26 protein-coding genes are annotated in these 25,701 nt (G+C 54.9%); 22 read left to right on the top strand and 4 right to left on the bottom strand.

From position 1 onward, the window contains the following. Positions 1-5: 5 nt before the first annotated feature. Genes C4S72_RS18180 through C4S72_RS18170 form a run of 3 tightly spaced genes read left to right on the top strand, consistent with a single transcriptional unit; the run spans position 6 to position 3,996 of the window. A complete protein-coding gene (locus C4S72_RS18180) occupies positions 6-1,403 on the top strand; it encodes an alginate O-acetyltransferase AlgX-related protein (protein ID WP_104004605.1) in 1,398 nt (465 codons plus the stop codon). Further along, on the top strand, positions 1,400-2,506 hold the full coding sequence (locus tag C4S72_RS18175; protein ID WP_104004604.1) for an alginate lyase family protein: 1,107 nt from the start codon (positions 1,400-1,402) through the stop codon (positions 2,504-2,506). Before C4S72_RS18180 ends, C4S72_RS18175 begins: the two co-directional genes overlap by 4 nt. 17 nt (positions 2,507-2,523) lie before the next feature. Further along, positions 2,524-3,996, top strand: coding sequence for a right-handed parallel beta-helix repeat-containing protein (locus C4S72_RS18170; protein WP_160115547.1), 1,473 nt, complete (start codon positions 2,524-2,526; stop codon positions 3,994-3,996). Between the two features lie 98 nt (positions 3,997-4,094). Here the strand turns inward: C4S72_RS18170 and fabB are convergent, their stop codons facing one another. Continuing rightward, a complete protein-coding gene (gene fabB / locus C4S72_RS18165; RefSeq protein ID WP_104004602.1) occupies positions 4,095-5,312 on the bottom strand; it encodes a beta-ketoacyl-ACP synthase I in 1,218 nt (405 codons plus the stop codon). Between the two features lie 108 nt (positions 5,313-5,420). After that, complete coding sequence (fabA, locus tag C4S72_RS18160) at positions 5,421-5,936, bottom strand: 3-hydroxyacyl-[acyl-carrier-protein] dehydratase FabA (protein WP_104004601.1); 516 nt, start codon at positions 5,934-5,936, stop codon at positions 5,421-5,423. 166 nt (positions 5,937-6,102) lie between these two features. Here fabA and C4S72_RS18155 point away from each other — a divergent pair, with 166 nt between their 5' ends. Next, positions 6,103-6,735 (top strand): thiopurine S-methyltransferase, encoded by a 633-nt coding sequence (locus C4S72_RS18155; RefSeq protein WP_104004600.1) that lies wholly within the window; start codon positions 6,103-6,105, stop codon positions 6,733-6,735. A 135-nt stretch (positions 6,736-6,870) separates the two neighbouring features. Here the strand turns inward: C4S72_RS18155 and ispB are convergent, their stop codons facing one another. Next, positions 6,871-7,839, bottom strand: coding sequence for an octaprenyl diphosphate synthase (gene ispB / locus C4S72_RS18150; protein WP_104004599.1), 969 nt, complete (start codon positions 7,837-7,839; stop codon positions 6,871-6,873). Positions 7,840-8,113: 274 nt separating this feature from the next. Between ispB and rplU the strand changes: the two genes are divergently transcribed. The 4 genes from rplU (at position 8,114) to proB (ending at position 11,162) form a co-directional block, all read left to right on the top strand. Continuing rightward, on the top strand, positions 8,114-8,425 hold the full coding sequence (gene rplU / locus C4S72_RS18145; RefSeq protein WP_104004598.1) for a 50S ribosomal protein L21: 312 nt from the start codon (positions 8,114-8,116) through the stop codon (positions 8,423-8,425). Positions 8,426-8,443: 18 nt separating this feature from the next. Next, positions 8,444-8,701, top strand: coding sequence for a 50S ribosomal protein L27 (gene rpmA, locus C4S72_RS18140; RefSeq protein ID WP_104004597.1), 258 nt, complete (start codon positions 8,444-8,446; stop codon positions 8,699-8,701). Positions 8,702-8,798: 97 nt separating this feature from the next. After that, positions 8,799-10,004: an Obg family GTPase CgtA gene (gene cgtA, locus C4S72_RS18135; protein WP_104004596.1), complete on the top strand. Its 1,206-nt coding sequence runs from the start codon at positions 8,799-8,801 to the stop codon at positions 10,002-10,004. Between the two features lie 33 nt (positions 10,005-10,037). Continuing rightward, entirely contained in the window at positions 10,038-11,162 is a 1,125-nt protein-coding gene (gene proB / locus C4S72_RS18130) for a glutamate 5-kinase (RefSeq protein WP_104004595.1), read from the top strand. A 290-nt stretch (positions 11,163-11,452) separates the two neighbouring features. Here proB and rpsT read toward each other — a convergent pair whose 3' ends face one another. Beyond that, positions 11,453-11,716: a 30S ribosomal protein S20 gene (gene rpsT / locus C4S72_RS18125; protein ID WP_104004594.1), complete on the bottom strand. Its 264-nt coding sequence runs from the start codon at positions 11,714-11,716 to the stop codon at positions 11,453-11,455. A gap of 277 nt (positions 11,717-11,993) precedes the next feature. On the opposite strand from rpsT, the gene murJ reads away from it, so the two are divergent. The 14 genes from murJ (at position 11,994) to C4S72_RS18055 (ending at position 25,698) form a co-directional block, all read left to right on the top strand. After that, on the top strand, positions 11,994-13,487 hold the full coding sequence (murJ, locus tag C4S72_RS18120) for a murein biosynthesis integral membrane protein MurJ (RefSeq protein ID WP_104004593.1): 1,494 nt from the start codon (positions 11,994-11,996) through the stop codon (positions 13,485-13,487). A 114-nt stretch (positions 13,488-13,601) separates the two neighbouring features. Then, the gene (gene ribF / locus C4S72_RS18115) at positions 13,602-14,531 is read left to right on the top strand and encodes a bifunctional riboflavin kinase/FAD synthetase (RefSeq protein ID WP_104004592.1); all 930 of its coding nucleotides are present in this window, start codon (positions 13,602-13,604) and stop codon (positions 14,529-14,531) included. Positions 14,532-14,559: 28 nt separating this feature from the next. Then, a complete protein-coding gene (ileS, locus tag C4S72_RS18110; protein ID WP_104004591.1) occupies positions 14,560-17,376 on the top strand; it encodes an isoleucine--tRNA ligase in 2,817 nt (938 codons plus the stop codon). Continuing rightward, entirely contained in the window at positions 17,376-17,885 is a 510-nt protein-coding gene (gene lspA / locus C4S72_RS18105) for a signal peptidase II (protein WP_104004590.1), read from the top strand. The genes ileS and lspA overlap by 1 nt, the downstream gene beginning before the upstream one ends. Next, positions 17,882-18,310 carry an FKBP-type peptidyl-prolyl cis-trans isomerase gene (locus C4S72_RS18100; protein ID WP_104004589.1) on the top strand — a complete coding sequence of 143 codons (429 nt, stop codon included), beginning with the start codon at positions 17,882-17,884 and terminating at the stop codon, positions 18,308-18,310. The genes lspA and C4S72_RS18100 overlap by 4 nt, the downstream gene beginning before the upstream one ends. A gap of 64 nt (positions 18,311-18,374) precedes the next feature. Continuing rightward, entirely contained in the window at positions 18,375-18,803 is a 429-nt protein-coding gene (locus C4S72_RS18095) for a type IV pilin protein (RefSeq protein ID WP_200826832.1), read from the top strand. 6 nt (positions 18,804-18,809) lie between these two features. Next, positions 18,810-19,346, top strand: coding sequence for a GspH/FimT family pseudopilin (locus tag C4S72_RS18090; protein WP_104004587.1), 537 nt, complete (start codon positions 18,810-18,812; stop codon positions 19,344-19,346). Between the two features lie 10 nt (positions 19,347-19,356). Next, positions 19,357-20,049 carry a PilW family protein gene (locus tag C4S72_RS18085; RefSeq protein WP_104004586.1) on the top strand — a complete coding sequence of 231 codons (693 nt, stop codon included), beginning with the start codon at positions 19,357-19,359 and terminating at the stop codon, positions 20,047-20,049. 2 nt (positions 20,050-20,051) lie between these two features. Next, positions 20,052-21,176 (top strand): hypothetical protein, encoded by a 1,125-nt coding sequence (locus C4S72_RS18080; RefSeq protein ID WP_146071924.1) that lies wholly within the window; start codon positions 20,052-20,054, stop codon positions 21,174-21,176. A gap of 5 nt (positions 21,177-21,181) precedes the next feature. Then, complete coding sequence (locus tag C4S72_RS18075; RefSeq protein WP_146071923.1) at positions 21,182-23,050, top strand: type IV pilus modification PilV family protein; 1,869 nt, start codon at positions 21,182-21,184, stop codon at positions 23,048-23,050. A 227-nt stretch (positions 23,051-23,277) separates the two neighbouring features. Then, positions 23,278-23,763 (top strand): GspH/FimT family pseudopilin, encoded by a 486-nt coding sequence (locus C4S72_RS18070; protein WP_104004583.1) that lies wholly within the window; start codon positions 23,278-23,280, stop codon positions 23,761-23,763. 5 nt (positions 23,764-23,768) lie between these two features. Next, positions 23,769-24,227 (top strand): type IV pilus modification protein PilV, encoded by a 459-nt coding sequence (gene pilV, locus C4S72_RS18065; RefSeq protein ID WP_104004582.1) that lies wholly within the window; start codon positions 23,769-23,771, stop codon positions 24,225-24,227. Further along, on the top strand, positions 24,227-25,267 hold the full coding sequence (locus C4S72_RS18060) for a PilW family protein (RefSeq protein WP_104004581.1): 1,041 nt from the start codon (positions 24,227-24,229) through the stop codon (positions 25,265-25,267). Before pilV ends, C4S72_RS18060 begins: the two co-directional genes overlap by 1 nt. Further along, on the top strand, positions 25,264-25,698 hold the full coding sequence (locus tag C4S72_RS18055; protein WP_104004580.1) for a pilus assembly PilX family protein: 435 nt from the start codon (positions 25,264-25,266) through the stop codon (positions 25,696-25,698). The genes C4S72_RS18060 and C4S72_RS18055 overlap by 4 nt, the downstream gene beginning before the upstream one ends. Positions 25,699-25,701: the final 3 nt, after the last annotated feature.

Here is a 25,701-nt window from a genome sequence, read left to right as displayed (position 1 = left end):
AGGGCATGGCTATGTTGGGCGTCCAATCCCTGGGGATAGTGGCGGTCGTTGCGAGCCTGTTGCTGCAGCCCCGTCTGGTTCTGGCCTGCGAGGATGGCAAAGACTGCATGTCCTGTCAGGCCATGGATGACCCCGCCAGTTACCTTGAAGGCAGCATGAAAATGGCCGCCAAACTCACCGCGGGCCGAGATCACTGGCTGTTTCGGTCCGAGGTGGATTTCAGTGACCAGTTCGGTATGGATAGCGCCATGGAGGGAGAGTTTGCCCGTCTGGTGGATGCATTCGCTGGCCAGGGAACCCAACTGGTCATGGTGCTCCAGCCTACCCGGGGACTGATGCATCACGACAAGGTGCGCGAGGATAAGACGCAGGGGTTCAATTACCCGCTGGCGCAGGCCAACCTGGAGCGGTTTCTGGCACAGTTGAGAGCTGCTGGCGCGATTGTGCCCGATGTGATGACACTGGTTGAAACTCCCCCGCAGGATGATTATTTCTTCCGCCGGGATCACCACTGGACTCCTGCCGGCGCTCGCGTGACAGCCCGTGTTGTTGCGGATGAGCTGCTGAAAAGCGGCGTGGTATCGCAGCTTGATAAGACGGAGTACCGGACGGAGGAGGGAAGAGTTATCCCCAAGGATGGGGTACTGAACCTGGCGCTGCAGAGTCTGTGTGGTAATCGCTACAGCATGCAGTATGTGCAGGGCTTTCGCACAGTGCCTGTGGCCACCGATGCCGATGCGCTGTTCGGGGAGTCAGCGACTCCTGATCTGGCGCTAGTGGGTACCAGTAACTCCGCCGTGCGTGATGATGAGGTTAAAGAGTACAACTTTGATGGCTTTCTCAAAGAGTACCTGAGCCTGGATATTTTGAACTTCGCGTTGCCCGGCAGTGGAGAATATGGATCTCTGCTGCAGTATCTCTACTCGGATAATTACTCTCCGGAGAGTGCGCCCAAGCTTTTACTCTGGGAGTTGCCGGCGAACTACACGCTAAGCGATGAGTTGATGTACCGGCAGTTGATTCCGGCAATTAAGTCCAAGGGGAGTGACAGGCCGCCGTTAATCGAGCGCAGGCTGGAAGGGCGGGCCGTAGAGGTTGGACAACGGATTGAACTGCTGAGTAACAGTGGCAACAGCCGTATCGGTTTGCCACCCAAAGGAAGCTATCTCGATATCCAGATAGCAGATCCAGCACTGAAGGAGTTTTACATCATCGTTTATTACGATGACGGTAGCCGGGACAAGGTATGGATACGCCGGGAAATGATCGTCAGTGGCGGGCAGTATTTCCTCGAATTGAGTCGTGCTCCCGAGTTTCGTAAAGCCAATCTCCTGTCGGTGTTTTTGGAACCCACGCAAGGGTTGGCGGAGCCAACCGACATTGAAGTGAGGTTATACCCATGAGCAAAAGGATTTGTGCAGTTGCCCTCCCCATGCTGGGTTGGCTGATCGCAGGCGTGCCGGTACAGGCCGCCGAAAGTATCTGGCCGGAGCGGGAAACTGCGCAGTCCGTATTGGTCGCGGAGTACCAGGATCTAAGTTGCCCCCGCTCGCCTCCCGAGCCCTACACCGGGCATCTGCAGCTTGATAGCAAGTACGACCAGAGTGATGCCAGTAAAAGTAAGGTCGTCGGCTTGCCTGAAGAGACCGCCGAGATCAAAGAGTGGATCACCGAATACTTCAAGGGCGTCGCCAAGATTGTCGGCTACTTTGAAAAAGCAGACTCCGCGCAGGAGGCTAATGTCAGTCTGGCCTGCCTGGACCTCTGGCTGGACAGCTGGGCCGAAGGCGGTGCGCTGCTTTCCAGGGATAGCAGCAGCAACGGCAAGGCCGCGAGAAAATGGGCGTTGGCTGCGATCAGCTCGACGCTGATGAAGGTCGATGCGATCAGCGATGGCAAGTATCGGCGCTCAGCGTCGCTGGACCGCTGGTTGCGGGATCTGGCTGAAGCGGTGATCGATGACTATACCCCCCGCCAGACGCTTGAATACCGGTGGTTTAACAACCACGACTACTGGGCCGCCTGGGCTGTCAGTAGTACCGGTCAGTTGCTCAACCGTGATGCCTATCTGGAGTGGGCCGATGTGACGCTTCATCTTGCCCTTGAGCAGATGGTGCCTACCAAAGACGGTAAATACAGGCATCTGCCGATGGAAACCGCCAGGGGCAACCGGGCGGTCGACTATACCCATTACGCGCTGGTTCCGCTTGTACTGCTGGTTGAGGCCGCCGAGGTGAACGACCTGGCGTTCAGCGCCGACGATCAGAACCGTATGGCCGGCTTGGCCGGTTTTGCGATTCAAGGGGTGCTTGACCCTTCCAGCCTGGATGAGTTGACGGTAAAGCAGAAGAAAGTGGGCAGCCATAAAATGGTCTGGTTACTGCCATTTCTCCAGCAGCAGCCGCGCCATGTGCTTGCGCGTGAGCTTTATCGCGAGCAAGGCGAAGAGGTGGGTTCATACAGCCAGATAGGCGGGAATATTCGGGTGTTCTACCCGGATCTATAAACATGAGGATCAAAGGAATGACTCTCTATCGTGCCAGGCTGTCGCTTGGGATGACATTTTTGATACTGTCGCTGGTCGGTGGATGGGGACACGCGGCGACAGCGGATGAACTCAGTCGACTTGATGCGGCAGAGCAGGCGCAGGGTCTGTCTGATCTGCGCGAAGAGATTGACCGTGCTACTGAGTTGCCGGAGCTGGCTGCAGCGCTTCCTGCGGGGCGTGCCAACGTAAGTATCCAGACGCTGTTTTCATCCCAACAGGGGAGCTGGCCGTTTGAGCCTTTTGTCCATAACGGGTTGTTCAGGGCGATAGCAGGCTATCAGAATCAACATCCCAAAACTGTTGTCGTCAGCGGCGGCAGTATCGATATTGAACAGCTTTATCGCCGCATCAACAATAAGCGTGTTCTGAGTCGGCGGGATGACGGATATCTGCTCAGCTATCCGCTGATTATCGCACCAGGTGCTGCGTTGAATATCGCAGATACATCGTTGTTTCTTTACGAGTTCTCCGGCACTGCGATCATTAACAGAGGGGCGTTGAATATTGAGCGTGCCCGGGTTGAAAGCTTCAATGATGATCGACCCCAGGTGACGGAACGACCCTTCAGGCCCTTCATCATGAGCTGGGCCGGCAGTCGGTTGAATATCGATTCGTCCACGCTGGTGCGTCTTGGCTACAACGAGAACCTTTCGCGCGGTATTACCACGGCGCGCAGCTCATCTCAGGGTAGAGATGTGGCGCCTGCACAGGTCCGTGTACGAAATAGCCAGCTTGAGAATTTATCCAGTGGCCTAGAGCTTGGTGACGCCCTGGCGGATATTTCCGGCAATCGTTTCAGTGCCATGCAGCAGTATGCGATCGATCTGTACGCTACCCGGGCCCAGGTTGTGGATAACGATATCAATGGGGTACGTAATGTCAGTGGTATCCGGCTGTCGGGCGCCGGTAGCGCGCTGGTCAGTGGTAACCGGGTGTTGAATGCGACCAAGAGCGCTCTAGAGGTGGAAGGCTATTCCGGTGTAATGAAAGTGAGCGCTAACACCCTGGGTGGATCTGAAGGCTACGGTATACTGCTGCGTAACAGTACACCCGATAGCCTGCAGCTGATCGAGGGGAACCTGATTGCGGGTACCCGCAGCACCGCGCTGGACGGCAGTGGTGTCGAGCGTCTGGTGATCCATGGCAACCGCTTTATCAACACCCCTGAGTATGCCATCAGTATACGCAACACCCGCGAGGCGGAAGGGCCGGTGAGTATTACCGATAACCTGATCGGTGGCGTCGGCAAGGCGCCGGTACGGATCCAGGGTGTGCATCGTATGGTGCTGGGTGGCAATGAGTTTCGGGCTAATCCGCTGCAACAGAATCTGCTGGTCGGTGATCTTGTACCTTACCAGTCGTCGCTGTTGCAGATGATGTTACGCAGTGATGAGGTGGCAGGCCTCGAACTGGATACGGTCAGTCTGCTGGCCGATACCGAAGGCTAGTGGCTGCCTGATGTAAAAACGAAAAACCCCGGCCAGGTGCCGGGGTTTTTGTATGTCAGCAACAGCAACCTGATATTGGTGTGTCGCTCAATTTCGTCTTAGCCGTGGTATTTCTGGAATACCAGGGTGGAGTTGGTGCCACCGAAGCCGAAGCTGTTGGACATGACACGCTCCAGGTTCACACCATCCTTGCGCTCGGTGACCACCGGCAGGCCTTCCGCTTCCGGATCGAGCTGCTCGATGTTGGCAGAGGCGCAGATAAAGTCATTCTGCTGCATCAGCAGGCAGTAAATCGCTTCCTGTACGCCGGTTGCACCCAGAGAGTGGCCGGTCAGAGACTTGGTGGAGCTTACCGCAGGCATATCGTCACCGAAGGTGGTTTTCATCGCCTTCAGCTCCTGGATGTCACCCGCCGGAGTGGAGGTGCCGTGGGAGTTGATGTAGTCGATGCTGCCCTCAACGGTGGACATCGCCTGCTGCATGCAGCGCACCGCGCCTTCGCCAGACGGAGCGACCATGTCGTAACCGTCGGAAGTAGCGCCGTAGCCGACCAGCTCGCCATAGATCTTGGCGCCGCGGGCCTTGGCGTGTTCGAGCTCTTCAAGTACCAGCATGCCGGCACCGCCAGCGATGACGAAACCGTCACGGTTGGCGTCGTACGCGCGGGAGGCTTTCTCCGGCGTATCGTTGTACTTGCTGGACAGGGCGCCCATGGCGTCGAACATGCAGGTCAGTGACCAGTGCAGCTCTTCACCGCCGCCGGCGAAGACCACGTCCTGTTTACCCAGCTGGATCTGTTCCATCGCGTTACCGATGCAGTGCGCGCTGGTGGCGCAGGCAGAGGTGATGGAGTAGTTCACGCCCTTGATCTTGAACGGCGTGGCCAGACAGGCTGAAACGGTGGAGCCCATGGTGCGGGTTACGCGGTAGGGACCAACACGGCGAACGCCTTTGTCGCGCAGGACATCGGCGGATTCAACGATATCCGCAGAAGATGCACCGCCGGAACCGGCAATCAGACCGGTACGGACGTTGGATACCTGATCTTCGCTCAGACCTGAGTCCTTGACCGCCTGATCCATCGCAATGTAAGCGTAGGCTGCAGCCTTACCCATGAAGCGGCGCAGTTTACGATCGATCATCTCGTCCAGATCGATGTCTACGCTGCCTGCTACATGGCTGCGGAAACCGAGCTCGGCATATTCCGGTTGGTAGCTGATGCCTGAACGACCCTGTTTCAGGGATTCAAGAACGCTTTCCTTGTCGTTACCAAGGCAGGATACGATCCCCATACCGGTCACTACGACACGTCGCATGTGTGGCCTCTCTAAGTTTGTCGAGTTCTGTTAGTTGGACCTGCAGCACGCTGACTGGTTGCATCAAAGCGATGCTCCCCGGGTCTGTGCGTGCGGTGCATAAGTGGCTTAGAAGCTGTCTGTGCTCTTGAACAGACCCACCCGCAGATCTTTTGCAGTGTAGATCTCTCTGCCGTCTACGGACAGTGAGCCGTCAGCGATACCCATCACCAGCTTGCGCTCGATAACACGCTTCAGGTTGATGTGGTAGGTCACTTTGCTGGCGCTGGGCAGTACCTGACCGGTAAATTTGACCTCGCCTGAGCCCAGAGCTCGGCCACGGCCTTCGTTACCACGCCAGCCGAGGAAAAAGCCCACCAGCTGCCACATGGCATCAAGACCGAGACAGCCCGGCATCACCGGATCACCCGGGAAATGGCAGTCAAAGAACCAGAGATCAGGACGGATATCCAGCTCGGCAATGATCTCACCCTTGCCGTATTCACCGCCCTCGGCACTAATCCGAGTGATGCGGTCCATCATCAGCATGTTGTCGACTGGCAGCTGGGCGTTGCCCGGGCCAAACATCTCGCCGTGACCGCACTTGAGCAGGTCTTCGCGTTCAAAGGAAGAAGGTTTTGTCATGAGAAAACTGTTTATCCACATACAAAATTGTTCAGAATAGCGGCACATTATACCGGTTAGCAGCTTGTGAGGCACGGGCTGTGTCAGCTAATTTCCAGAAGGTGCGCTTTGACATATGTGAATGGCGCTCTATTTAAAGTGTGGGTCCAGCTGGGATAAATAAAAAATGGAACATGATTTCTGGCATCAGCGCTGGCAGGAAAACCGCATCGGCTTCCATCAGGAAGCGATAAATCCCTGGCTGCAGCAGTACTGGTCTAAGCTGCGATTTGAAACTGGGGCACGTGTTCTGGTGCCGCTGTGCGGTAAATCCAAAGATATGCTCTGGCTGCGGGAGCAGGGGCATGAAGTGTTGGGCGTAGAGCTTAGCGATATTGCCTGCCGAGACTTTTTTCACGAGCAGGGTGTCGATGTCGCGGCGGTTACCGTGGATACCTATCACCGCCGTGAACGCGATGGCATCGTGCTGTTAACGGCGGACCTCTTTGAACTGCCCTGGGAGGCGTTTCGCGGTGTGGGGGCTGTCTATGACCGCGCCGCTCTGATCGCACTTCCTCCGGCTATGCGCAGGCGCTATGCCGAACGCATGGCGCAGCGGCTGGCGCCGGGCGTTGAGATGCTGTTGGTTTCACTGGAGTTCGGTGGCGACGCTGGACCACCTTTTTCCGTGCCTGAAAACGAGGTGCGTGAACTGTTTGAACCGGCATTCACCGTGATTCGCCTGGCGGATGCAGAAACGACAAAAAGCCAAAGTGATGTGGCGGTGCGTGAAGTGGTTTATCTGCTGCATCGGCAGTAGGCGGTCCGCCTCGGGCCGATTTAACCGCGCTCGGCGGTAATTTCAAACGGCAGAGGTTGATCGCGGCGAGGCGCCGCTCCTACGAGCGAATCTGTAAGGAGGAGCCCCGGGCCGGTAGAGAGACCCGAGAGGGTCTCAGCTGGTGCGCTGCACAGCCATGCCGGCGATCTGCGCCAGAGTGTCGCGGAAGCTGGTTTCCGGCAGGGTTTCGAGAGCCGCCAGAGCGAGATCGACCTGTTCCTTAGCTTTTTCGCGGGTGTATTCGATAGCACCAGTGTTGCGCACAATCTCCAGGATCGGCGTCAGGTCATCGAGGCCGCCCTTGCGGATCGCTTCGCGCACCTGTTTGCGCTCTTCTTCGTTACCGGTACGCATGGCGTGGATCAGCGGCAGAGTGGCTTTCCCCTCGGCCAGATCGTCGCCGACGTTCTTGCCCATCTCTTCGCTGCTGGAGAGGTAATCCATCACGTCATCGACCAACTGGAAGGCGATGCCGAGGTGGCGTCCGTAAAGACGCAGTGCCTCGCGTGATTCATCGTCGCTGCCTGCCAGAATAGCGCCGCACTCGGTGGCCGCTTCGAACAGCATGGCGGTCTTACCGAGAATCACATTCATGTAGGATTCTTCGGTGGTGTCCGGGTTGCGCTGGTTCAGCAGCTGCAGTACCTCGCCCTCGGCGATCACGGTGGTGGCGTTGGAGATCACCTTCATGATCGCCATTTCACCAATCTCCACCATCACCTGGAAGGAGCGGGAATAGAGGAAGTCGCCGACCAGAACGCTGGGAGCGTTGCCCCATTTTGCATTGGCGGTGGCGTTGCCGCGGCGCAGATCCGAATTGTCGACCACATCGTCATGCAGCAGCGTGGCGGTGTGGATAAACTCGATGACTGCGGCCAGCGGAATGTGCTGCTTGCCTTCGTAACCACAGGCGTTGGCGGCCAGCAGCACCAGCAGAGGGCGCAGGCGTTTACCGCCGCTCTCCACGATATAGTGGCCGATACTTTCAACCAGGGGGACGTTGGAGCCCAGATGGTTAAGAATGTACTCGGTGACCGCATCAAACTGCGGTTCTATCAACGGGTTAAGCTGGTGTGGCTGCATGGGCGAGAGAGGTAACTTGTCGACAGAATAGTTGGCCGAATGCTAGGGAGAAGCATTCGAGGTGTCAAGAAATGCACAGGCTGGTGGTTTTTTGTCCGGGTTATCTATTGAGCGACACCTAGGGTTTGTGTAAAATTGCGCGCCCTAAGCCTGTCCATCTTTGCTCCCTACCATAGGGTGTCGTGGTTCAGCGGATCAGTAATGATCCTGAGCTGCTCCCTTAGAAGTAGGTTTGTGTCCTAGTAGCCGGGCAGGCAAAACACTGGAGAAATACATGTTTGCAGTTATTGTTAGCGGTGGTAAGCAGTACCGCGTACAGGAAGGCCAGACGCTGAAGCTGGAAAAGCTGACCGCTGAAGCTGGTTCCAACGTTGAATTCGATCGTGTGCTGCTGGTCGGCAACGGCGACGACATCAAAGTCGGCGCGCCGGTTGTTGAAGGTGCCAAGGTTGCGGCTGAAGTCGTTTCCCACGGCCGCGGCGAGAAAGTGAACATCATCAAGTTCCGTCGTCGTAAGCACCACATGAAGCGTCAGGGCCACCGTCAGTGGTTCACTGAGGTTAAAATCACTGGTATCAGTGGCTAATCAGACAGGAGATTTATAATGGCTCATAAGAAGGCTGGTGGTTCTACGCGTAACGGACGCGACTCACAGTCCAAGCGCCTTGGTGTTAAGCGCTTCGGTGGTGAAAACGTTATCGCTGGAAACATCCTGATTCGTCAGCGCGGTACTAAGTTCCACGCTGGTACAAACGTTGGTGTTGGTAAAGACTTCACCCTGTTCGCCAAGGCGGACGGTGTTGTTAAGTTCGAGGTTAAAGGCCCGAACAGCCGTAAATACGTCAGCGTGGTTCCTGCCTAAGCGGCACGCTGAAGTTGAAAAAAGCTCCGCTAAGGCGGGGCTTTTTTTGTTTTTAAGCCGGTCGTCTGCCGGCGTCAGCTCTTTCGGGAGGTAACAGATGAAATTTGTCGATGAGGCGATCATCACGGTTGAGGCCGGTAAAGGCGGCAACGGTTGCATGAGCTTCCGGCGCGAAAAGTTTATCCCGAAAGGGGGGCCGGACGGTGGTGACGGTGGTGATGGAGGTTCGATCTACGTTGAGGCTGATGAAGGCCTGAACACGCTGATCGATTACCGCTACACCCGTCAGTACAAAGCGCAAAACGGTGAGCAGGGCAGCGGTCGTAACTGTACCGGCGCCAAGGGCGAGGACATGGTGCTGAAGCTGCCGGTGGGTACCACGGTGGTGGATGTGGACACCGATGAGGTGCTGGCCGATCTGACCCAGATCGGTCAGAGCGAAAAGATCTGTCAGGGTGGTTTTCATGGTCTCGGTAACACTCGCTACAAAAGCAGTGTGAACCGTGCGCCGCGCCAGACCACCAATGGCACGCCGGGTGAGCTGAGAAATGTGCGCCTTGAGCTCAAGGTGATCGCTGATGTGGGGCTGCTCGGTCTGCCGAATGCGGGTAAATCCACGTTGATCCGTTCTGTCTCAGCGGCCAAGCCCAAGGTGGCGGATTATCCGTTCACTACCCTGGTTCCGAACCTGGGTGTGGTGCGCACCGAGGCTCATCGCAGCTTCGTTGTGGCCGATATCCCAGGGATTATCGAAGGTGCGGCGGAAGGTGCCGGTCTTGGTATCCGCTTCCTCAAGCACCTGGCGCGTAACCGTGTGCTGCTGCACCTCGTGGATATGGCGCCCTGGGGTGAGACTACGCCTGCCGAAGCGGCGGTGACAGCCGTTGCTGAGCTGCAGAAATTCAGCCCGACTCTGGCCGAGCAGCCGCGCTGGCTGGTGCTGAACAAACTGGATCTGCTGCCGGAAGATGAGCGTGAGGCTGCCTGTCAGGCGGTGCTGGAAGCGCTGGAGTGGCAGGGGCCGGTTTACCGTATATCCGCGCTCAATAAGCAAGGTCTCAAGGAGCTTGTGCATAACTTGCAGGACTTCCTTGATCAGCGCGCGGCAGCAGTAGCTGAGAATCCGGAACTGCTGGATGAGGAGCGCGAAATTCGCGCCACCATCGATCAGGAAGCGCGTGAAAACCTTGAACGTCTCAAGGCCGAGGCGCGTGCACGTCGTCAGGCTGCAAAAGATGGTCTGGATGACGATGATGACTTCGACGAAGACGATTATGATGTCGATGTTGAGTGGGTGCGCTAGTTAGGTCGCGCCCGTTTTTGTAGGGAGAAGCAGGTGGTAACCGGTCGTAAGGGGTTGGCCCGCAAAGGTCGCTGGGTGGTAAAAATCGGCAGTGCGCTGCTGACCAATGACGGTCAGGGTCTGGATCTGGAGGCTATCGGCCGCTGGGTTGCCCAGGTCGCCGAATTGCGCGCGCGCGGTGTTGAGGTTGTGATGGTTTCCTCCGGCTCCATTGCTGAAGGGATGAAGCGTTTGGGCTGGACGTCGCGACCGCGTGAGATCTATCGCCAGCAGGCCGCCGCCGCGGTAGGTCAGATGGGACTGGTTCGGGCTTACGAGACCGCCTTCGAGCGTCATAGCCTGCGTACAGCTCAGGTACTGCTGACCCATGATGACCTGTCCAACCGCAAGCGTTACCTGAACGCCCGCTCCACTCTCTGCACGCTGATTGAGCTGGGTGTTATCGCCGTTGTAAACGAAAACGATACGGTGGTGACCAGCGAAATCCGTTTTGGTGATAACGATACCCTCGGCGCTTTGGTGGCTAATGCCATTGAGGCGGACGCGCTGATTCTGCTGACCGATCAGCAGGGGCTTTACGAGGCTGATCCGCGCTCCAACCCCGATGCGGCCTTCGTGCACGAGGCGCGGGCCGATGATAAGAGCCTGATCGCCATGGCGGGCGGTGGCGGCAAGCTGGGGCGTGGTGGTATGGCCACCAAGGTGCGTGCGGCACGTCTGGCGGCCCGTTCGGGAGCGCAGACGGTTATCGCCAGCGGTCGCGAGGATGATGTCCTGCTGCGCCTGTTTGCTGGCGAGGCTCTGGGTACCTTGCTGGTGCCGGAGAAAGAGCCGGTCGCAGCGCGCAAGCAGTGGATTGCCGGTCATCTGCAGGCACGCGGCACGCTTACCCTGGATGCTGGAGCGGTTAAGGCTCTGGTAACCGGTGGTAAGAGTTTGCTGCCTGCCGGTGTTAAAGCGGTGCACGGCGATTTTTCTCGTGGGGAGATGGTGCTGATGCAGGATGAGGCGGGAGCAATTATCGCTCGTGGCCTGGTCAATTACGGCACCGGCGCTGCGCGTCAGATTATCGGGCATCCGAGCAGTGATATTGTGGATATCCTGGGCTTCCTGGGTGAGCCGGAGCTTGTCCACAGGGATAACCTGGTTCTGGCCTGAGTGAGGAAGTTTCGCGCCGGCTCCGATCGGCGCGAGGCGCACCTCCTACCCTGGGTGTGGCACGGTTTTCGTAGGAGCGACGCCCCCGTCGCGATCACCCGCCAGAGGTTTTGAATCACCACCGTGTCGGGTTCAATCGGCGCGGGGCGCGCCTCCTACAATGGGTATTGCGGCGGTCGATTTGCGTAGGAACGATGCCCTCGCCGCGATAATCCACCAGAATCCTAACTTCCAGGCACAAAAAAACCGGCGATTGCCGGTTTTTTTGGAGCTTCGATCAGCAGCAGGCGTTACGCCATTGCTTTGATCTTTGCGTTCAGACGGCTCTTGGTGCGAGCGACTTTGTTCTTCGAGAAGATGCCCTTGTTAACAGCGCTGTCGAGCAGCGGCTGGGCAGTCTTGAAAGCTTCCTGTGCAGCAGCTTTGTCACCGCTGGAGATGGCTTTCAGAACTTTCTTGAAGTAAGTGCGCACCATGGAGCGCAGGCTAGCGTTGTGCTTACGACGCTTCTCCGCCTGGCGAGCACGTTTACGGGATCCTGCGGAATTCGCCACGATCTGGCTCCTTAAAATTTAAGTTAATCAGGATACGGCGGTACGTAATGCCGAAAAATTAGACGCGAGATTATTCATGTTTGACGATTGAGTGTCAAGTGACCGATCTGCTTTTTGCGCCGTTTCCCCTGTTGCTCTGTCGCTGTATGATCAGCCGACGAAAAACCGTACCTGACCCAGAATTTAGTTGAACGGAAGCCTTCCCTTGTCTAGTCCCCCAAGCCAGTCTGAAAAATCCTCACCGGGCCTGCTTAGATCCAGCGCCGTGGTTGGAGTGATGACCATGCTGTCGCGTGTGCTGGGACTGGTGCGCGACGTGGTGATCGCCGGCTATTTCGGGGCCAGCGGCAGCGCGGATGCCTTTTTTGTGGCGTTCAAGATTCCCAATTTCCTGCGTCGGCTGTTTGCCGAGGGCGCGTTTTCCCAGGCCTTTGTGCCTGTGCTGTCGGAATACCGTTCACAGCGGGATCTGCAGGCGGTTCAACAGCTGGTCTATCGCGTATCCGGAACGCTGGGCTCCATATTACTGGCAGTGACGCTCTTGGGTGTGTTGGGCGCGCCGCTGCTGGCGGCTCTGTTTGCGCCGGGCTTTTACATGGATGCCGGGGAAAAGTTTGATCTGGCAGCAGAGATGCTGAGGATCACCTTTCCCTATCTGGCATTGATATCGCTGACGGCGTTCTGCGGTGCGATTCTCAACGCCTATGGGCGCTTTGCGATTCCAGCGTTTACCCCGGTGCTGCTGAACCTGACGCTGATTTTTGCGGCGGTGGTGCTCAGTCCACAGTTTGAAACACCGATCATGGCGTTGGCCTGGGGCGTGTTTATGGCCGGTGCGTTGCAGTTGCTGTTTCAACTGCCGTTTCTGGCGCGTCTTCAGCTGGTACCTGTGCCGCAGCGCGGCTGGAAGGATGAGGGCGTGCAGCGGATTATGAAACTGATGCTGCCGGCGCTGTTTGGGGTGTCTGTGGCGCAGATCAATCTGTTGCTGGATACGGTATTGGCGTCCTTCCTGCAGACCGGTAGCGTGTCCTGGCTGTATTACTCTGACCGTCTCTCGGAGCTGCCGCTGGGTGTATTCGGTATCGCCATCGCCACCGTTATCCTGCCCAGTCTTTCGCGCAAGCATGCCGAGCAGTCACCGGAGCATTTCCGCAAAACCCTGGACTGGGCAGTGCGCATGGTGCTGCTGATCGGCGTGCCCGCCGCCGTCGCGCTGGTGGTGTTGGCTGAAGAGCTGCTGACCACGCTGTTCCACTACGGCTCCATGACCGACCTGGATATCGAGATGTCGGCCCGCAGTTTGCGTGCCTATGCTGTGGGTTTGGTGGCTTTCATGCTGATCAAGGTGCTCGCGACTGGCTTCTTTGCCCGTCAGAACACCAAAACGCCGGTCAAGGTCGCGGTGCAGGCGATGGCGACCAATATGCTGTTTAACCTGATTTTGATCTGGCCGTTGGCCCACGCGGGACTTGCGCTGGCTACAGCGCTGTCGGCCTTTATGAATGCTGGGCTGCTGTTGCGTGGCTTGATCAAGGAAGGCGTGTTTCACTGGCAGAAGGGCTGGGGCGTATTTGTGGTCAGGCTTCTGTTGGCCAATGGTGCCCTCGGCGCGCTGTTATTCTGGCTGTCTCGGCCATCAGCGGACTGGTTGCTGGCGGACGTCTGGCAGCGCGGAGTCTGGATGGCGACGCTGGTATTTGGCGGTCTCGCGGTCTACGTCAGCGTGCTGTTGGCAACCGGCTTGCGTATGCGTCACCTGAGAGGTTGATCAGGGCTTAATCAAACCCCGCTTTTCAGGCTATAATCCGGCGTTTTCTTAAGAACCGTCGCTGCGCCTTTGGCGCTGCTCATCTCGCTTTTATGGAGTCTCGTTTAGTCGCGTATGGAATTGATTCGCGGTTTACACAATCTGCGTGAGCGCCATCTCGGGTGTGTCGCGACCATTGGTAACTTCGATGGCGTACATCTGGGGCATCAAGCGGTATTGAATCAGTTGCATGCGAAGGCGGCGGAACTCGGCTTGCCCAGCGTGGTAATCATCTTTGAGCCCCAGCCACGAGAGTTCTTCTCTCCCGAGGGCGCGCCACCTCGGCTGACCCGGTTTGGCGAGAAGGTGCGGTTTCTGGAGTTTGCCGGGGTCGAGCGTGTGCTCTGCCTGATGTTCAATACCCGTCTGCGCAGCATGTCGGCGGATGAGTTTGTCACCCAACTGCTGATCGACCGGTTGAATATCCGTCACCTGGTGGTGGGGGATGACTTCCGTTTTGGCTGCGACCGGCGCGGTGATTTTGAACTGCTGAAGAACGCCGGCGACAAATACGGCTTCTCGGTTGAGGAAACCGCCACCTGTGAGGTGGATGGCGAGCGCATCAGCAGCTCCCGCATTCGCACCACGTTGCAGGCGCATGATTTTGAGTTGGCCGCCAGACTGTTGGGGCGTCCTTACCGCGTAGCCGGGCGTGTGATGCACGGGCAGAAGCTGGGCCGGCAGCTGGGCTCGCCCACCGCTAATGTGCGTATGCACCGCTTTGCCTGCCCTTTGCGTGGCGTTTATGTGGTGGACGCACTGGCCAACGGCAAGCGCTATTCCGGCGTCTGCAACGTGGGTATGCGGCCTACGGTAAGCGGCAGACAGCCGGTGCTGGAAGTTCACCTGCTGAACTTCAGCGGCAACCTGTATGGCGAGTTGATGCAGGTGGAATTCAGACATTTCCTGCGTGACGAGCGCCGCTTTGACGGCCTCGACGCGCTGAAGACACAGATTCAGGACGATATCGAGGCCGCACGTCGCTGGCTCGAATCGCAATGCTGAAAAAGATAATCCTGGGACGTAATTTGTTATGACCGACTACAAACCGACGCTGAACCTGCCGGAAACGGCCTTCCCAATGAGAGGCAATCTGCCCAACCGTGAGCCCCAGTGGCTTGAGCGCTGGGCGCAGATCGACCTCTACGCGAAACTGCGCGAAGAGGGTAAAGGACGTCCGCAGTTCATCCTGCACGATGGCCCTCCCTACGCCAACGGCAATATTCATATCGGTCATGCGGTTAACAAGGTGATCAAGGACATGATCATCAAGTCGAAAACCCTGAGCGGTTTCGACGCGCCTTACGTGCCGGGCTGGGACTGCCACGGTCTGCCGATCGAACACAAGGTCGAGACCATGATCGGCAAGGCCGGCGACAAGGTTCCGTACCGCGAGTTTCGTCAGAAGTGCCGCGAATACGCCGCCGAGCAGGTAGAAGGCCAGAAGGCCGACTTCATCCGTCTGGGCGTGCTCGGTGACTGGGACAACCCCTACCTGACCATGAACTTCGATACCGAAGCCAACATCGTCCGTGCCCTCGGCAAGATCATCGAGAACGGTCACCTGGTGAAGGGCTACAAGCCGGTTTACTGGAGCGTGGTCGGTCAGTCCGCCCTGGCGGAAGCCGAGGTGGAATATCAGGACAAGACCTCCACTTCTATCGACGTGCGCTTCACCTTCGCCGATCAGGCTAAGGTTCTGGCTCTGTTCGGCCAGGAAGCGACCGAGACACCAGTATCCCTGGTTATCTGGACCACCACTCCCTGGACCATTCCGGCCAACCAGGCGGTGTCGCTGAACGGCGAGCTGGACTACGCGCTGGTTGAAGCCCACACCGAGCAGGGGCTGGACCGCCAGGTGCTGGCCGCATCCATGGTTGACGATGTAATGGCGCGCTGGGGTGTGGATAAGTACGAAGTGCTGGCGACCGTAAACGGCGCCGCACTGGAGCTGCTGCAGCTGAAACATCCGATCTATGCCAAGCAGGTGCCGGTGATCCTCGGTGATCACGTGACTACCGATGCGGGTACCGGTGCGGTTCACACCGCGCCTGATCATGGTATGGAAGACTTTGTCGTCGGCCAGAAATACGGCCTGAGCACGCTGAACCTGGTACAGGCTAACGGCACTTACACCGACGAGGCGGGCGAGTTCGCCGGCGTACACGTCTACAAGGCCGACGAGCCGGTCTGTGAAGCGCTGGAGCGCGAAGGCAAGCTGGTACACAAGAAACGCTTCCAGCACAGCTACCCGCACTGCTGGCGTACCAAGACCCCGCTGATCTACCGTGCGACCCCGCAGTGGTTCGTGTCCATGGAAGAGAAGGGCCTGAAAAAACACGCGCTGGAAGCGATCAAGGGTGTGCAGTGGTTCCCGGACTGGGGCCAGAACCGCATCGAAGCGATGGTCGAGCAGAGCCCGGACTGGTGTGTCTCCCGTCAGCGTACCTGGGGCGTGCCGATCACCCTGTTTACCCACAAGCAGAACGGCGATCTGCATCCGCGCACCAAAGAGCTGATCGAGCAGGTGGCGCAGAAGATCGAAGTGGGCGGCATCGACGCCTGGTTCGAGCTGGATGCCAAAGAGCTGCTGGGTAACGAAGCCGACGACTACGACAAGGTCACCGATACCCTGGATGTCTGGTTCGACTCCGGCGTGACGCATTACTCGGTGCTTGAGCAACGCGACGGCCTGCGCTTCCCGGCGGATATGTACCTGGAAGGTTCCGACCAGCACCGTGGCTGGTTCCAGTCATCGCTGAAGACCTCTATCGCGATCAACGACTGTGCGCCTTACAAGCAGGTGCTGACTCACGGCTTCACCGTCGACGAGAAGGGCTACAAAATGTCCAAGTCGCTCGGTAACGTGATCGCACCGCAGGAAGTCACCGACTCTTTGGGCGCCGATATCCTGCGTCTGTGGGTGGCCTCCACCGATTACTCCGGTGAGATGGCTGTGTCCAAGCAGATCCTGCAGCGTACCGCCGACTCTTACCGCCGTATCCGTAACACCTCGCGCTTCCTGCTGGCTAACCTGAGCGGCTTCGATCCCGAGAAGGATATGGTTGAGCCGGAACAGATGCTGGCGTTGGATCGCTGGGCAGTCGATGCCGCAGCGAAACTGCAAAAGAAAGTGATCGACGCCTATGACGGTTACCGCTTCCTGGATGTGTACCAGCAGGTGCATAACTTCTGTGTGCGTGAGCTGGGTGGCTTCTACCTGGATATCATCAAGGATCGCCAGTACACCACCAAGCCGGACAGCCTGGCGCGTCGCTCCTGCCAGAGCGCGCTGTTCCATATCGCTGAAGCGCTGACCCGCTGGATCGCGCCGATCCTCAGCTTTACCGCTGAAGAGATCTACGAGGTGCTGCCGGGCGAGCGTCGCGAAAGTGTCCTGCTGACCACCTGGTATGAAGGTCTGACCACCGTCGCCTTCGACGACGAGTTCACACCGGAGTTCTGGCAGCGTGTCATGGCGGTTAAAGACGCCGTGAACAAGTGTCTGGAAGATGCCCGTGGCGAGAAGCTGGTCAAAGCCTCGCTGGCTGCCGAAGTGACTCTGTATGCCGATGAAGCGCTACAGCAGGATCTGGCGCGCCTCGGTGACGAGCTGCGCTTCGTACTGATCACCTCCGTGGCCCGTATTGCGCCGCTGGCGGAGGGCGAAGGCGCCCGTGATACAGACGTAGCAGGTCTCAAGGTGGCGGTTAAAGCCTCCGCACAGCCCAAGTGCGCCCGTTGCTGGCACCACCGTGAAGATGTGGGTCAGCACGCTGAGGATCCGGAACTTTGTGGTCGCTGTGTCGAAAACGTCAGTGGAGAAGGCGAACAGCGCCAGTACGCCTGATGGAGTCGCTCACAAGTAAGGCCAGCGCACTGCGCTGGCTCTGGCTCAGCGCGGTCGTCATCCTGTTGGACCTGGGTACCAAGTACCTGGCAGATACCCGGCTGACCTATGCCGATCCGGTGTCGATCCTGCCGGTGTTCGATCTGACGCTGCTCTACAACAAGGGGGCAGCGTTTAGCTTCCTGGCGGCAGAGGGCGGCTGGCAGCGCTGGCTGTTCATCCTGATCGCTCTGGGTGTGAGCCTGATGCTGTTGGTGTGGATGAAACGCACACCGGCCCGCGCCTGGTGGCTGGGTTCAGGTCTGTCGCTGCTGCTCGGTGGTGCTCTGGGTAACCTCTACGACCGTATAGTTCATGGTCATGTGGTCGATTTTATCTCCGTGCACTACGGCGGCTGGTACTTCCCGGCCTTCAACCTGGCGGACACTGCGATCACCTGTGGCGCGATTCTTCTGATTATCGATATGTTGTTTGCTGGCGATCAAAGCGCCAAAGAGAGTGGAAAATGAGTCAAGCGACCATCGGTCCCGACACGCAGGTCACCCTGCACTTTGCCATCAAACTCCAGGATGGCCAGATTATTGATTCAAACTTCGAAGCCGAGCCGGCCACCTTTACCTTCGGCGATGGCAACATCCCTGAAGGTTTCGAACAGGCACTGCTCGGCCTTAAAGAGGGTGATGAAGCCCAGCTGACCATTGCCCCAGAGCGCGGCTTTGGCCAGCACAACCCCAGCAATATCCAGGTGCTTTCCCGCAAGGATTTCAAAGACATGGATCTGGAACCTGGCCTGGTCGTTTCCTTCCAGGAACCGGGTGGTGAAATTCCCGGTGTGATCACGGAATTTAATGACGAACGTGTTTCAGTGGATTTCAATCACCCGCTGGCAGGAAAGACGTTACTGTTCGAGGTCAAAATTCTCTCAGTTAACTAACTTCTAATAGAAAGCCAGTCTGCTATAGTGCGGGAATGCAAACACTTGTATGGATCCCGCACGGATGAAGAGACAGACTGGCTTTACTCTCATCGAACTGATGATCGTCGTTGCCGTAGTGGGCATCCTGGCGGCGATCGCATACCCCTCCTATCAGGAATACGTCCGTAAGGCTCGTCGGGCTGATGCTATGAATGCGTTGGCTGAAATTCGCATTGAGCAGGAAAAGTGGCGGGCGAATAACACCTCTTTTACGACCAATCTTTCAGCGCCCCCGGCAGGGCTGGGAGTAGGGGCGTTGTCAGGTGGCAGCTATTACTCCGCCGATGAGCATTACATATTGGAAGTAACTTCAGCAGGCACATCAACATTCACAGCTACAGCGGCTCCGACAGGGGATCAGGCCGGAGATAGTTGTGGAACGTTTGCTGTGGATCGTGAAGGAATTGACGATTCCGGCTCATACGCTGACCGCGACTGCTGGTCGAGGTGATCAGCCATGTATCTTCAACGTTTCACTGCCAAAACTATCTCAACGCGCCAGCAAGGCGTGACATTTATTGAATTACTTATCTCCATTGCGGTTCTGGCAATTCTTGTAGCTTTAGCTGCTCCTTACTTCGGCAACTATATCGAACGACAACGCCTTGTTGGCGCTACCGAAGCTTTGCATGGTCAGATACAGCAGGCCAAGCGAGCGGCGATCTCCAATAATAAAACGATATTCTTTAATGTCACTACAGGGCAGGCATGGGTATCTGTTTATGGAGATCAAAATCCGCCTGCGAGTCAGGTCAATGGAGAACCTGTGTTAACGGTGAGTGCAGATGAGTATCCGACGATAGAAGTTTCCAATGCGGGTAGTAATGCTACCGTAAGTTTCGAGAAGCCTGGGCTCGGTACAGCGGGCACGATAGTTAGCGATGGTTTAAGAATAGAATCGCCTTCTGCTTGGCAAGTGGTTGTTTCCGTGAGTTCTGTTGGGCAGGTAGAGATATGTTCAGATGATGTTAGCCAATACCCCGCCTGCCCGTAAGGAGATGTAGATGGCATTCGTTAAACAGTGCCGGCAAAGCGGCTACACTTTGATAGAGCTAATGGTTGGCCTCTTAGTTGGGCTTATCGTGCTTTCTGGAGTTCTCTATGCCCTCCTAACATCGTTATCAAGTAGCCGGGATGTTTTGAACAGTACACGTCTTAATCAAGAGTTGTCTACGCTAAATGACTTGATCTCCGGTGAACTCCGGCGTGCCGGTCATTGGCCCGCATCAGCGGCATCCGCGGCTATACCTTCACCGTACTCGGATCCGAGTGGTGAGATTCCGCTCGCTATTATTGGAACCGATTGCGTTTTGTATAGCTATGATGTGAATGATGATGAATCCATAGACGATGATGAAAGGCTAGGGTTCAGGCTGGCAAGCAATGCAAACGCGGGCTGGATCGAAGCGAGGATTGTAGGTGTTACTGCGATGGACCAGTGTGGTTTGGGGTCCGGGACTTGGGAGCCGCTAACGGATGACAGTTTTATGGACGTTACTTCGTTTGGTTTGTCATCAATCGAATCATGTTTTTTGGTAGAGGACGCAAGTTCCGTCGCATGCGGAACAGTTTCTTCTGGCTATGTGTCGATAAGAGACATTTCTATATATGTTGAAGCCAGAGTTCTTCGGGATAGTGATTGGGCTGGCTCGGTGCGCGAAACAGTCAAAATTCGCAACAACGATGTGGTGGACTGAACATGAAGAGACGAGCAGTGACGGTTCGCTTTGCTTCAGTGGATAAGCAGCGTGGGATGGCAACCCTTCTCACAGCCATCGTTCTCATGCTCGCTGTCCTGGGTGTCGGTTTTTATATGTCAGATACCGTGGTGCGTGAAAAGCAACTAGGTGCTAGTGATTATCGTGGGAAAAAAGCATTTGCTGCAGCACAGGCAGGCTTGGACTCAGTAGCGGGCTACCTTTCAGCGGATATGTCTGTACCTGGAGTGAGTTTAGGGACGCAAAGTTTGGGAAACGAGCGTTTTTCTGTTTCTTTGGTAGATGGGTCTGCTTCAGGGAATGAGGCTCTTATAGTAGTAAAGGCAGAGGGATATAGCCTAGAAGATATGTCGATAGTTAGGCATCTTTCGCAGGGGTATGGTCGTCTCCCTTTGCTGCCAGGTTTGCCGAAAGTGCCGGTGGTATCAAAAGGGGTTTCTGATCTTACCGGTAGCATGCAGATATACAACAATGCTGAGAAGGTTACGGTTTGGGCCGGTGGTGATGTTGATGGAGGTGGTAACTCGAACACATATATTACTATCGATGGTGTGCCAAATCAGATGAGCACCACTAATAATACATTAGGGCCTGATGTGATCGCGAATGATCAAGAACTTAATTCGGCGACTGAAGAAGAGTTTTTGGGGAATTTTTTCGGGACAGACTGGGATGGTTTAAAAACTAAAGCTCTGGAAAAAGGAAAAGTAGTAACTTCTCAGGCTGAGTTCGATGCAGCTGCATATGATGCTGATAATATTGGAGGCGTTATATATGTTGAAGGTGTTTCCGATCTTAAAATTCAGGGGAATTATGGTGTACCTCCTTCAGATCCTAACGATGAAAGTACAGCTATTCCTATAGTAATCGCTGTGAAAGGCGATGTCCGAATCAATGCTAATGGGACTACTTGGGGAGTACTATTGGCTGAGAATATTACTGGTGGTAATGGTAAATATACAGTAAATGGTAGTGTTATTACAACCGGTGATATAGAGAAAATGAACGGTACGTTTACTGTTAAGCTCAGTGATTCTGTCCTCGATGCCTTTGATAATGTTTATACGGTCGGTTTAATTAACGGTAGCTGGAAAGATTGGAAGTGATTACCATGAAAACGAAAGGCATACAGCGCGGATTTACTTTAATAGAAGCTTTGATCGCTTTTGTCGTTCTTTGTGTGGGCTTGCTTGGTGCACTTATATTTAATTCATTGCTCGTAAGTGAGAGTGGACAGTCTAAAGCGAGAATGTATGCTGTTAAGTTAGCGGAACAGAGATTGGAGGATCTTCGAGCATATAAGGACAGGGATGAGTTTGATTCGACAATTATTGCAGCTGCTTCAGATGGATATCCAACGGTTGGCGTAGTATCTGGAGCGGGTATAAACAGCACGTTTACAATTAGTAACAGGATACAGCCCGCGGCTTCATTAGCTTCTTTGGCCACGCCCGATGTGTATTCAGTTGACGTAATGGTTTCTTGGCAGGATAGTGACGGTTCTTCCGATTCGGTATCTCTCATTTCAAACATCGCATGGGTTAACCCATTAAGTGGCCTTTCTCCGAGCGAAGCTGGTGTGGGCAAGGTTAGCGATCAGTTTGGCTCGATAGATTTACCCACAGGCAACGCAACAGTGTTGAATAGGTCGCTGATAGATGTTTCGTCGGCAGCCGCAGGGACAGTTCTTGATACAAACGGTGTAATTTCCGTAGTAATGGGGAATGATGAAACGAAGGCGGTTGAGTTAATAAGGCTCAATGATTCAACTGATAATTTAATGAAGATTTCTGGACGTGTTGCGAGATATAGTAATAGCGGTTCGGTCGGGGTTTTTGATTTAAGTGATGGTGGTTCTGTCATAGGAAAAAATACCGTTTTTGGCTATATACCATTTGCCTCGGCTGCCTCTCCTACCGAATTGTCTCACTATTATTTAGATTTACAGGCAACTGGGGGGGCAAACTGTGTCATTTATAAATATGGAACGATAAATAGTGTTACAGCTCCTTATGATTATGGGGACTATGTTTGTGTGATGGCGGAGGGATGGCGAGGGACTATCAACCTAGACATATATTCTAATGTTCAACAAGACGATGTGGACTTGGTTAGTGAACAGATACTTTCCTGTGAACCAGATAGCGGGTCGCGGCGCTATAAATATTTAATTAAGCAATTGCCAATTAATATCGCTAGCTCAGCACTAACTGACGAAATTACATTTCAGAATGCCTCTACTGCAGGGGAGTCTGGCCTAATTAGGTTTGGCGATTCAGTCCAGCTTAGTGAATATTATTTTCTCAATAAAAATGTTGTTTCAGTGGCTCACGTAATTGATGAGGTTCCATACTATGGTGGAGATGTCGAGCGTCAAGGTTATATTGTAACTGACGACTATAGTAAATGTACCGGGAATGGTCAGATATTAGCTAGTAAATATGTAAATTATAACTCTGATTCGAAAATAGATCAGAACCCATTTCCCGGAAGTCTTAATGATTTTTATAATTTGGCTCCTGATGCGTCTAACGAGGCTGGGCAAGTAATATTAGGGTATGTTCCTGCTAGGTGGTCAATATCCGGGTATATATCTGTGGATAGAGATACAGGGAAAAACGCCGGCGGCTTTAGTATTATTGGTAACCCTGAGCCGGAAATATCAATTTATTGCTCTATTGGAGCTTCGGTAGCGTCACCATCTATCAGTAATTACGATACTTGGGAGTATTCATGCAGGGTTCCAGTCGATTGGACAGGGGCTATCATAGCTCAGCCTACGCCTTCTAATGGAGAGGTAGGTTGTCCTGATGATGCAACAGCTGAAGAGCTGGTTGGAGTAGTTGATTTTTATGCGGCTTCAGTCGCATCTGATGCTTCTGATTCGGTTGCTCATTACTATTATAAAGATGTAAATGCTAATGTATCCGGTCAGAACTTTGCTTTCTCTGCGACGGCGGAGTGTACTGAGATACCGTAAATACATTTTCGGTTTAAAGGTGTAAATATGGCAGCAGAATCGTATTTGTAGATCGCGCTAAAAAATGGCCTCTCCTCCAGAGGCTATTCCAGTCTCAAATGCCAAAAGTTACTTTGGTAAAATTATTCAATTTCGCAGTTCTTGCTTTCCCTGTCGCAGAGTGGGATATTTCTGTCTCGATACACTTTCAGTGTCTCCTGAGAACCGCAAGGATTTGGTTCTGATCTATGCTTATGCTGTCTAGATTTTCAGGCTTTACCCTCCTCGAACTTATGGTCTCGATTGCCGTTCTGGCGATCCTGCTGAGCATAGGTATTCCCAGCTTCAGTAGCTTTATTGACAGCAGTCAGCGCCGCGCTATCAGTGAAGGTTTAGCATCTGCAGTCAAGGTGGCGCGTTCTGAGGCGGTTACCCGCGGTGTGGAAACTACCCTCTGTCGACGGAACAGTGCGGGTAACGCCTGTAGCAACGATGCCAACTGGAGCGTAGGATGGTTAGTCATCCCCAACGCCAGCGGCGCGGCGCCCGTCAGGGTCTGGGATGCATTGCCGGCGAGGTATACCCTATCCCAGAATGGCGGTGCGGGACCGATCACCTTCACTGCCATGGGGAGTGTGCAGAATGAAGGAGTTTTTAACTTTTCGTTAGCGGATGGAGACGCTAATATTGGTGGTTACAAAGTGACCGCCATTGGAGGCTTTGAAGAGGACTGAAGTCTATGCCCAGGGATGGGAAGTATCACCTTCCAAAAAATCGTCAGTCTGGCTCAACTCTTATTGAAGTGTTGATCGCCATGTTTGTGATCGCCGTGGGGTTGCTTGGGGTCGCCGGAATGATGACCTACACCACCAAAGGCAACCACAGTGCCTACCTGCGTTCGCAGGCTTCTTTTCTTGCCTATGATCTGGCCGATGCCATGCGCGCTTCTCCTGCTGATTTTCTGGACGGCGGATTTGATAACGACTGTACCTCCTGCGCATACCGACAAACCTGGAATGGTAGAGTTATTAGCGAGTTGGGTGATACAGCAAGAGGCTCCGTTATTCGAACAGGAAACGAAGTGACGATCAGTCTTACCTGGAACGATAGCAGGGGTGAACTGCTTGATGGCCAGGGTAATGAAGCTACAGGCATCGACGCTGCTAACAATGTCTTCGAATTTAAGACAGAGATCTAATGATGCACGGACGCAGTGTTGAAAAGGGTTTTACGCTTATCGAACTGATGGTCAGTCTGACCATCGGCCTCTTTATCATTCTGGGAGTGCTCGTTGTTTATGTCGGCGGCTTACGCTCCTACGCCGTAAACGACGCCTTATCGCGGGTGCAGGAGAACGGGCGATTCGCTTTAGAGTTTCTGTCTAGGGATGTGCGTCAAACGGCGTATCAGCCGATCTGTGAAATAAATAACCTTTTGGATGTAGAGGCTGGCACTGCCGCTGCAGACCTGTATCTGGTTGGAGCTGGCATCGAAGGCTGGGATGATGAAGCCGGCGACTATTCGGCTAATTTAAGCAACTACCAAGCGGAAACAGACGTGCTGATGCTAAAGAATATGGCGACCAGCACAAGACTTGAAGCTAGCGGTAACACCCCTGCAAACGCTAACAACATAGGGTTGACCTCGGCAAGCGGCATCACGGCGGGCTCGATTATTCTCGTTGTCGATGCTGATCCTGATGAGCAACGCTGTGACCTTTTTCAAAAGGTAAATAACGAAAATGGTTCGAACCTCGCGCTGGCAGGCAGTGGCGGTGGCAGTGGCAATTCGCCCTCACCTGGCAACATAAATCAGAATAACGATTTCAGTCATCAGTACGATGGTGAAATCGATGTCTATCAACTACAAACCCTGATCTATTACATCGGAGAGGGGAGCGACGGCAGAGTGGGTTTAAGGCGCCGTGCACTCTCCTCAGATGGCTCTCTGAGTAATGATGTACCGCTGGTTAGTGGCGTCGAGGATATGCAGATCGAGTATGGGCAGGACACCGATGGCGATCGGAACGTGGATATATATCGTGATGCCTCGCAGGTAACTGATTGGGATGAAGTTCTTTCAATCAGGGTTCACTTGCTGGTAGCCGGAGAGACAGACAACGTTCTTGAGACTAGGTCCGATACACTGCCCGCCCCTTTTGCGACGGTTGGTACCTCGGATCGCCGATTGCGCAAGGTGTTTACCTCAACCGTAGCCCTAAGGAATAAGCTGCCATGAATGCTCAGGGCTTTAGGAATGAGTCCGGTGCAGCGCTGATCGTAGCGTTGATCATGCTGCTGCTAATCACCATTGTTGGCGTCAGTGCCATGCAGACCACGACCATGGAAGAGAAAATGGCCGGTAACCTGCGGGATCGCCATGTTGCCTTCCAGGCCGCTGAAGCTGCATTACGTCAGGGAGAGTCAGATGCTGAAGACAGCTTCCCGAATGTAGATGGTGAGAGCGATACGATTACTGTGAATATTAACGGTAATGACGTAAATGCGAGCTACACGCTGACTGAACAGTCTGTTGAGTACCAGCCCTCCCTGGATGCGAACGAAAGCCCTGATTACACCGTCATGATTGTCAGGGTGGTCGCTCGATCCAGGGGCTTGTCCGGGAGTGCGGATGTTCAGCTGGAATCGACATACAGAATAGAACGATAGGCG

The sequence above is a fragment of the Marinobacterium lutimaris genome (genome assembly GCF_900108065.1).
Classification (GTDB): Bacteria; Pseudomonadota; Gammaproteobacteria; order Pseudomonadales; family Balneatricaceae; genus Marinobacterium_D; species Marinobacterium_D lutimaris.
The sequence above is the reverse complement of the archived record's forward strand: the minus strand, read 5'-3'. Positions and strand labels throughout refer to the sequence as shown.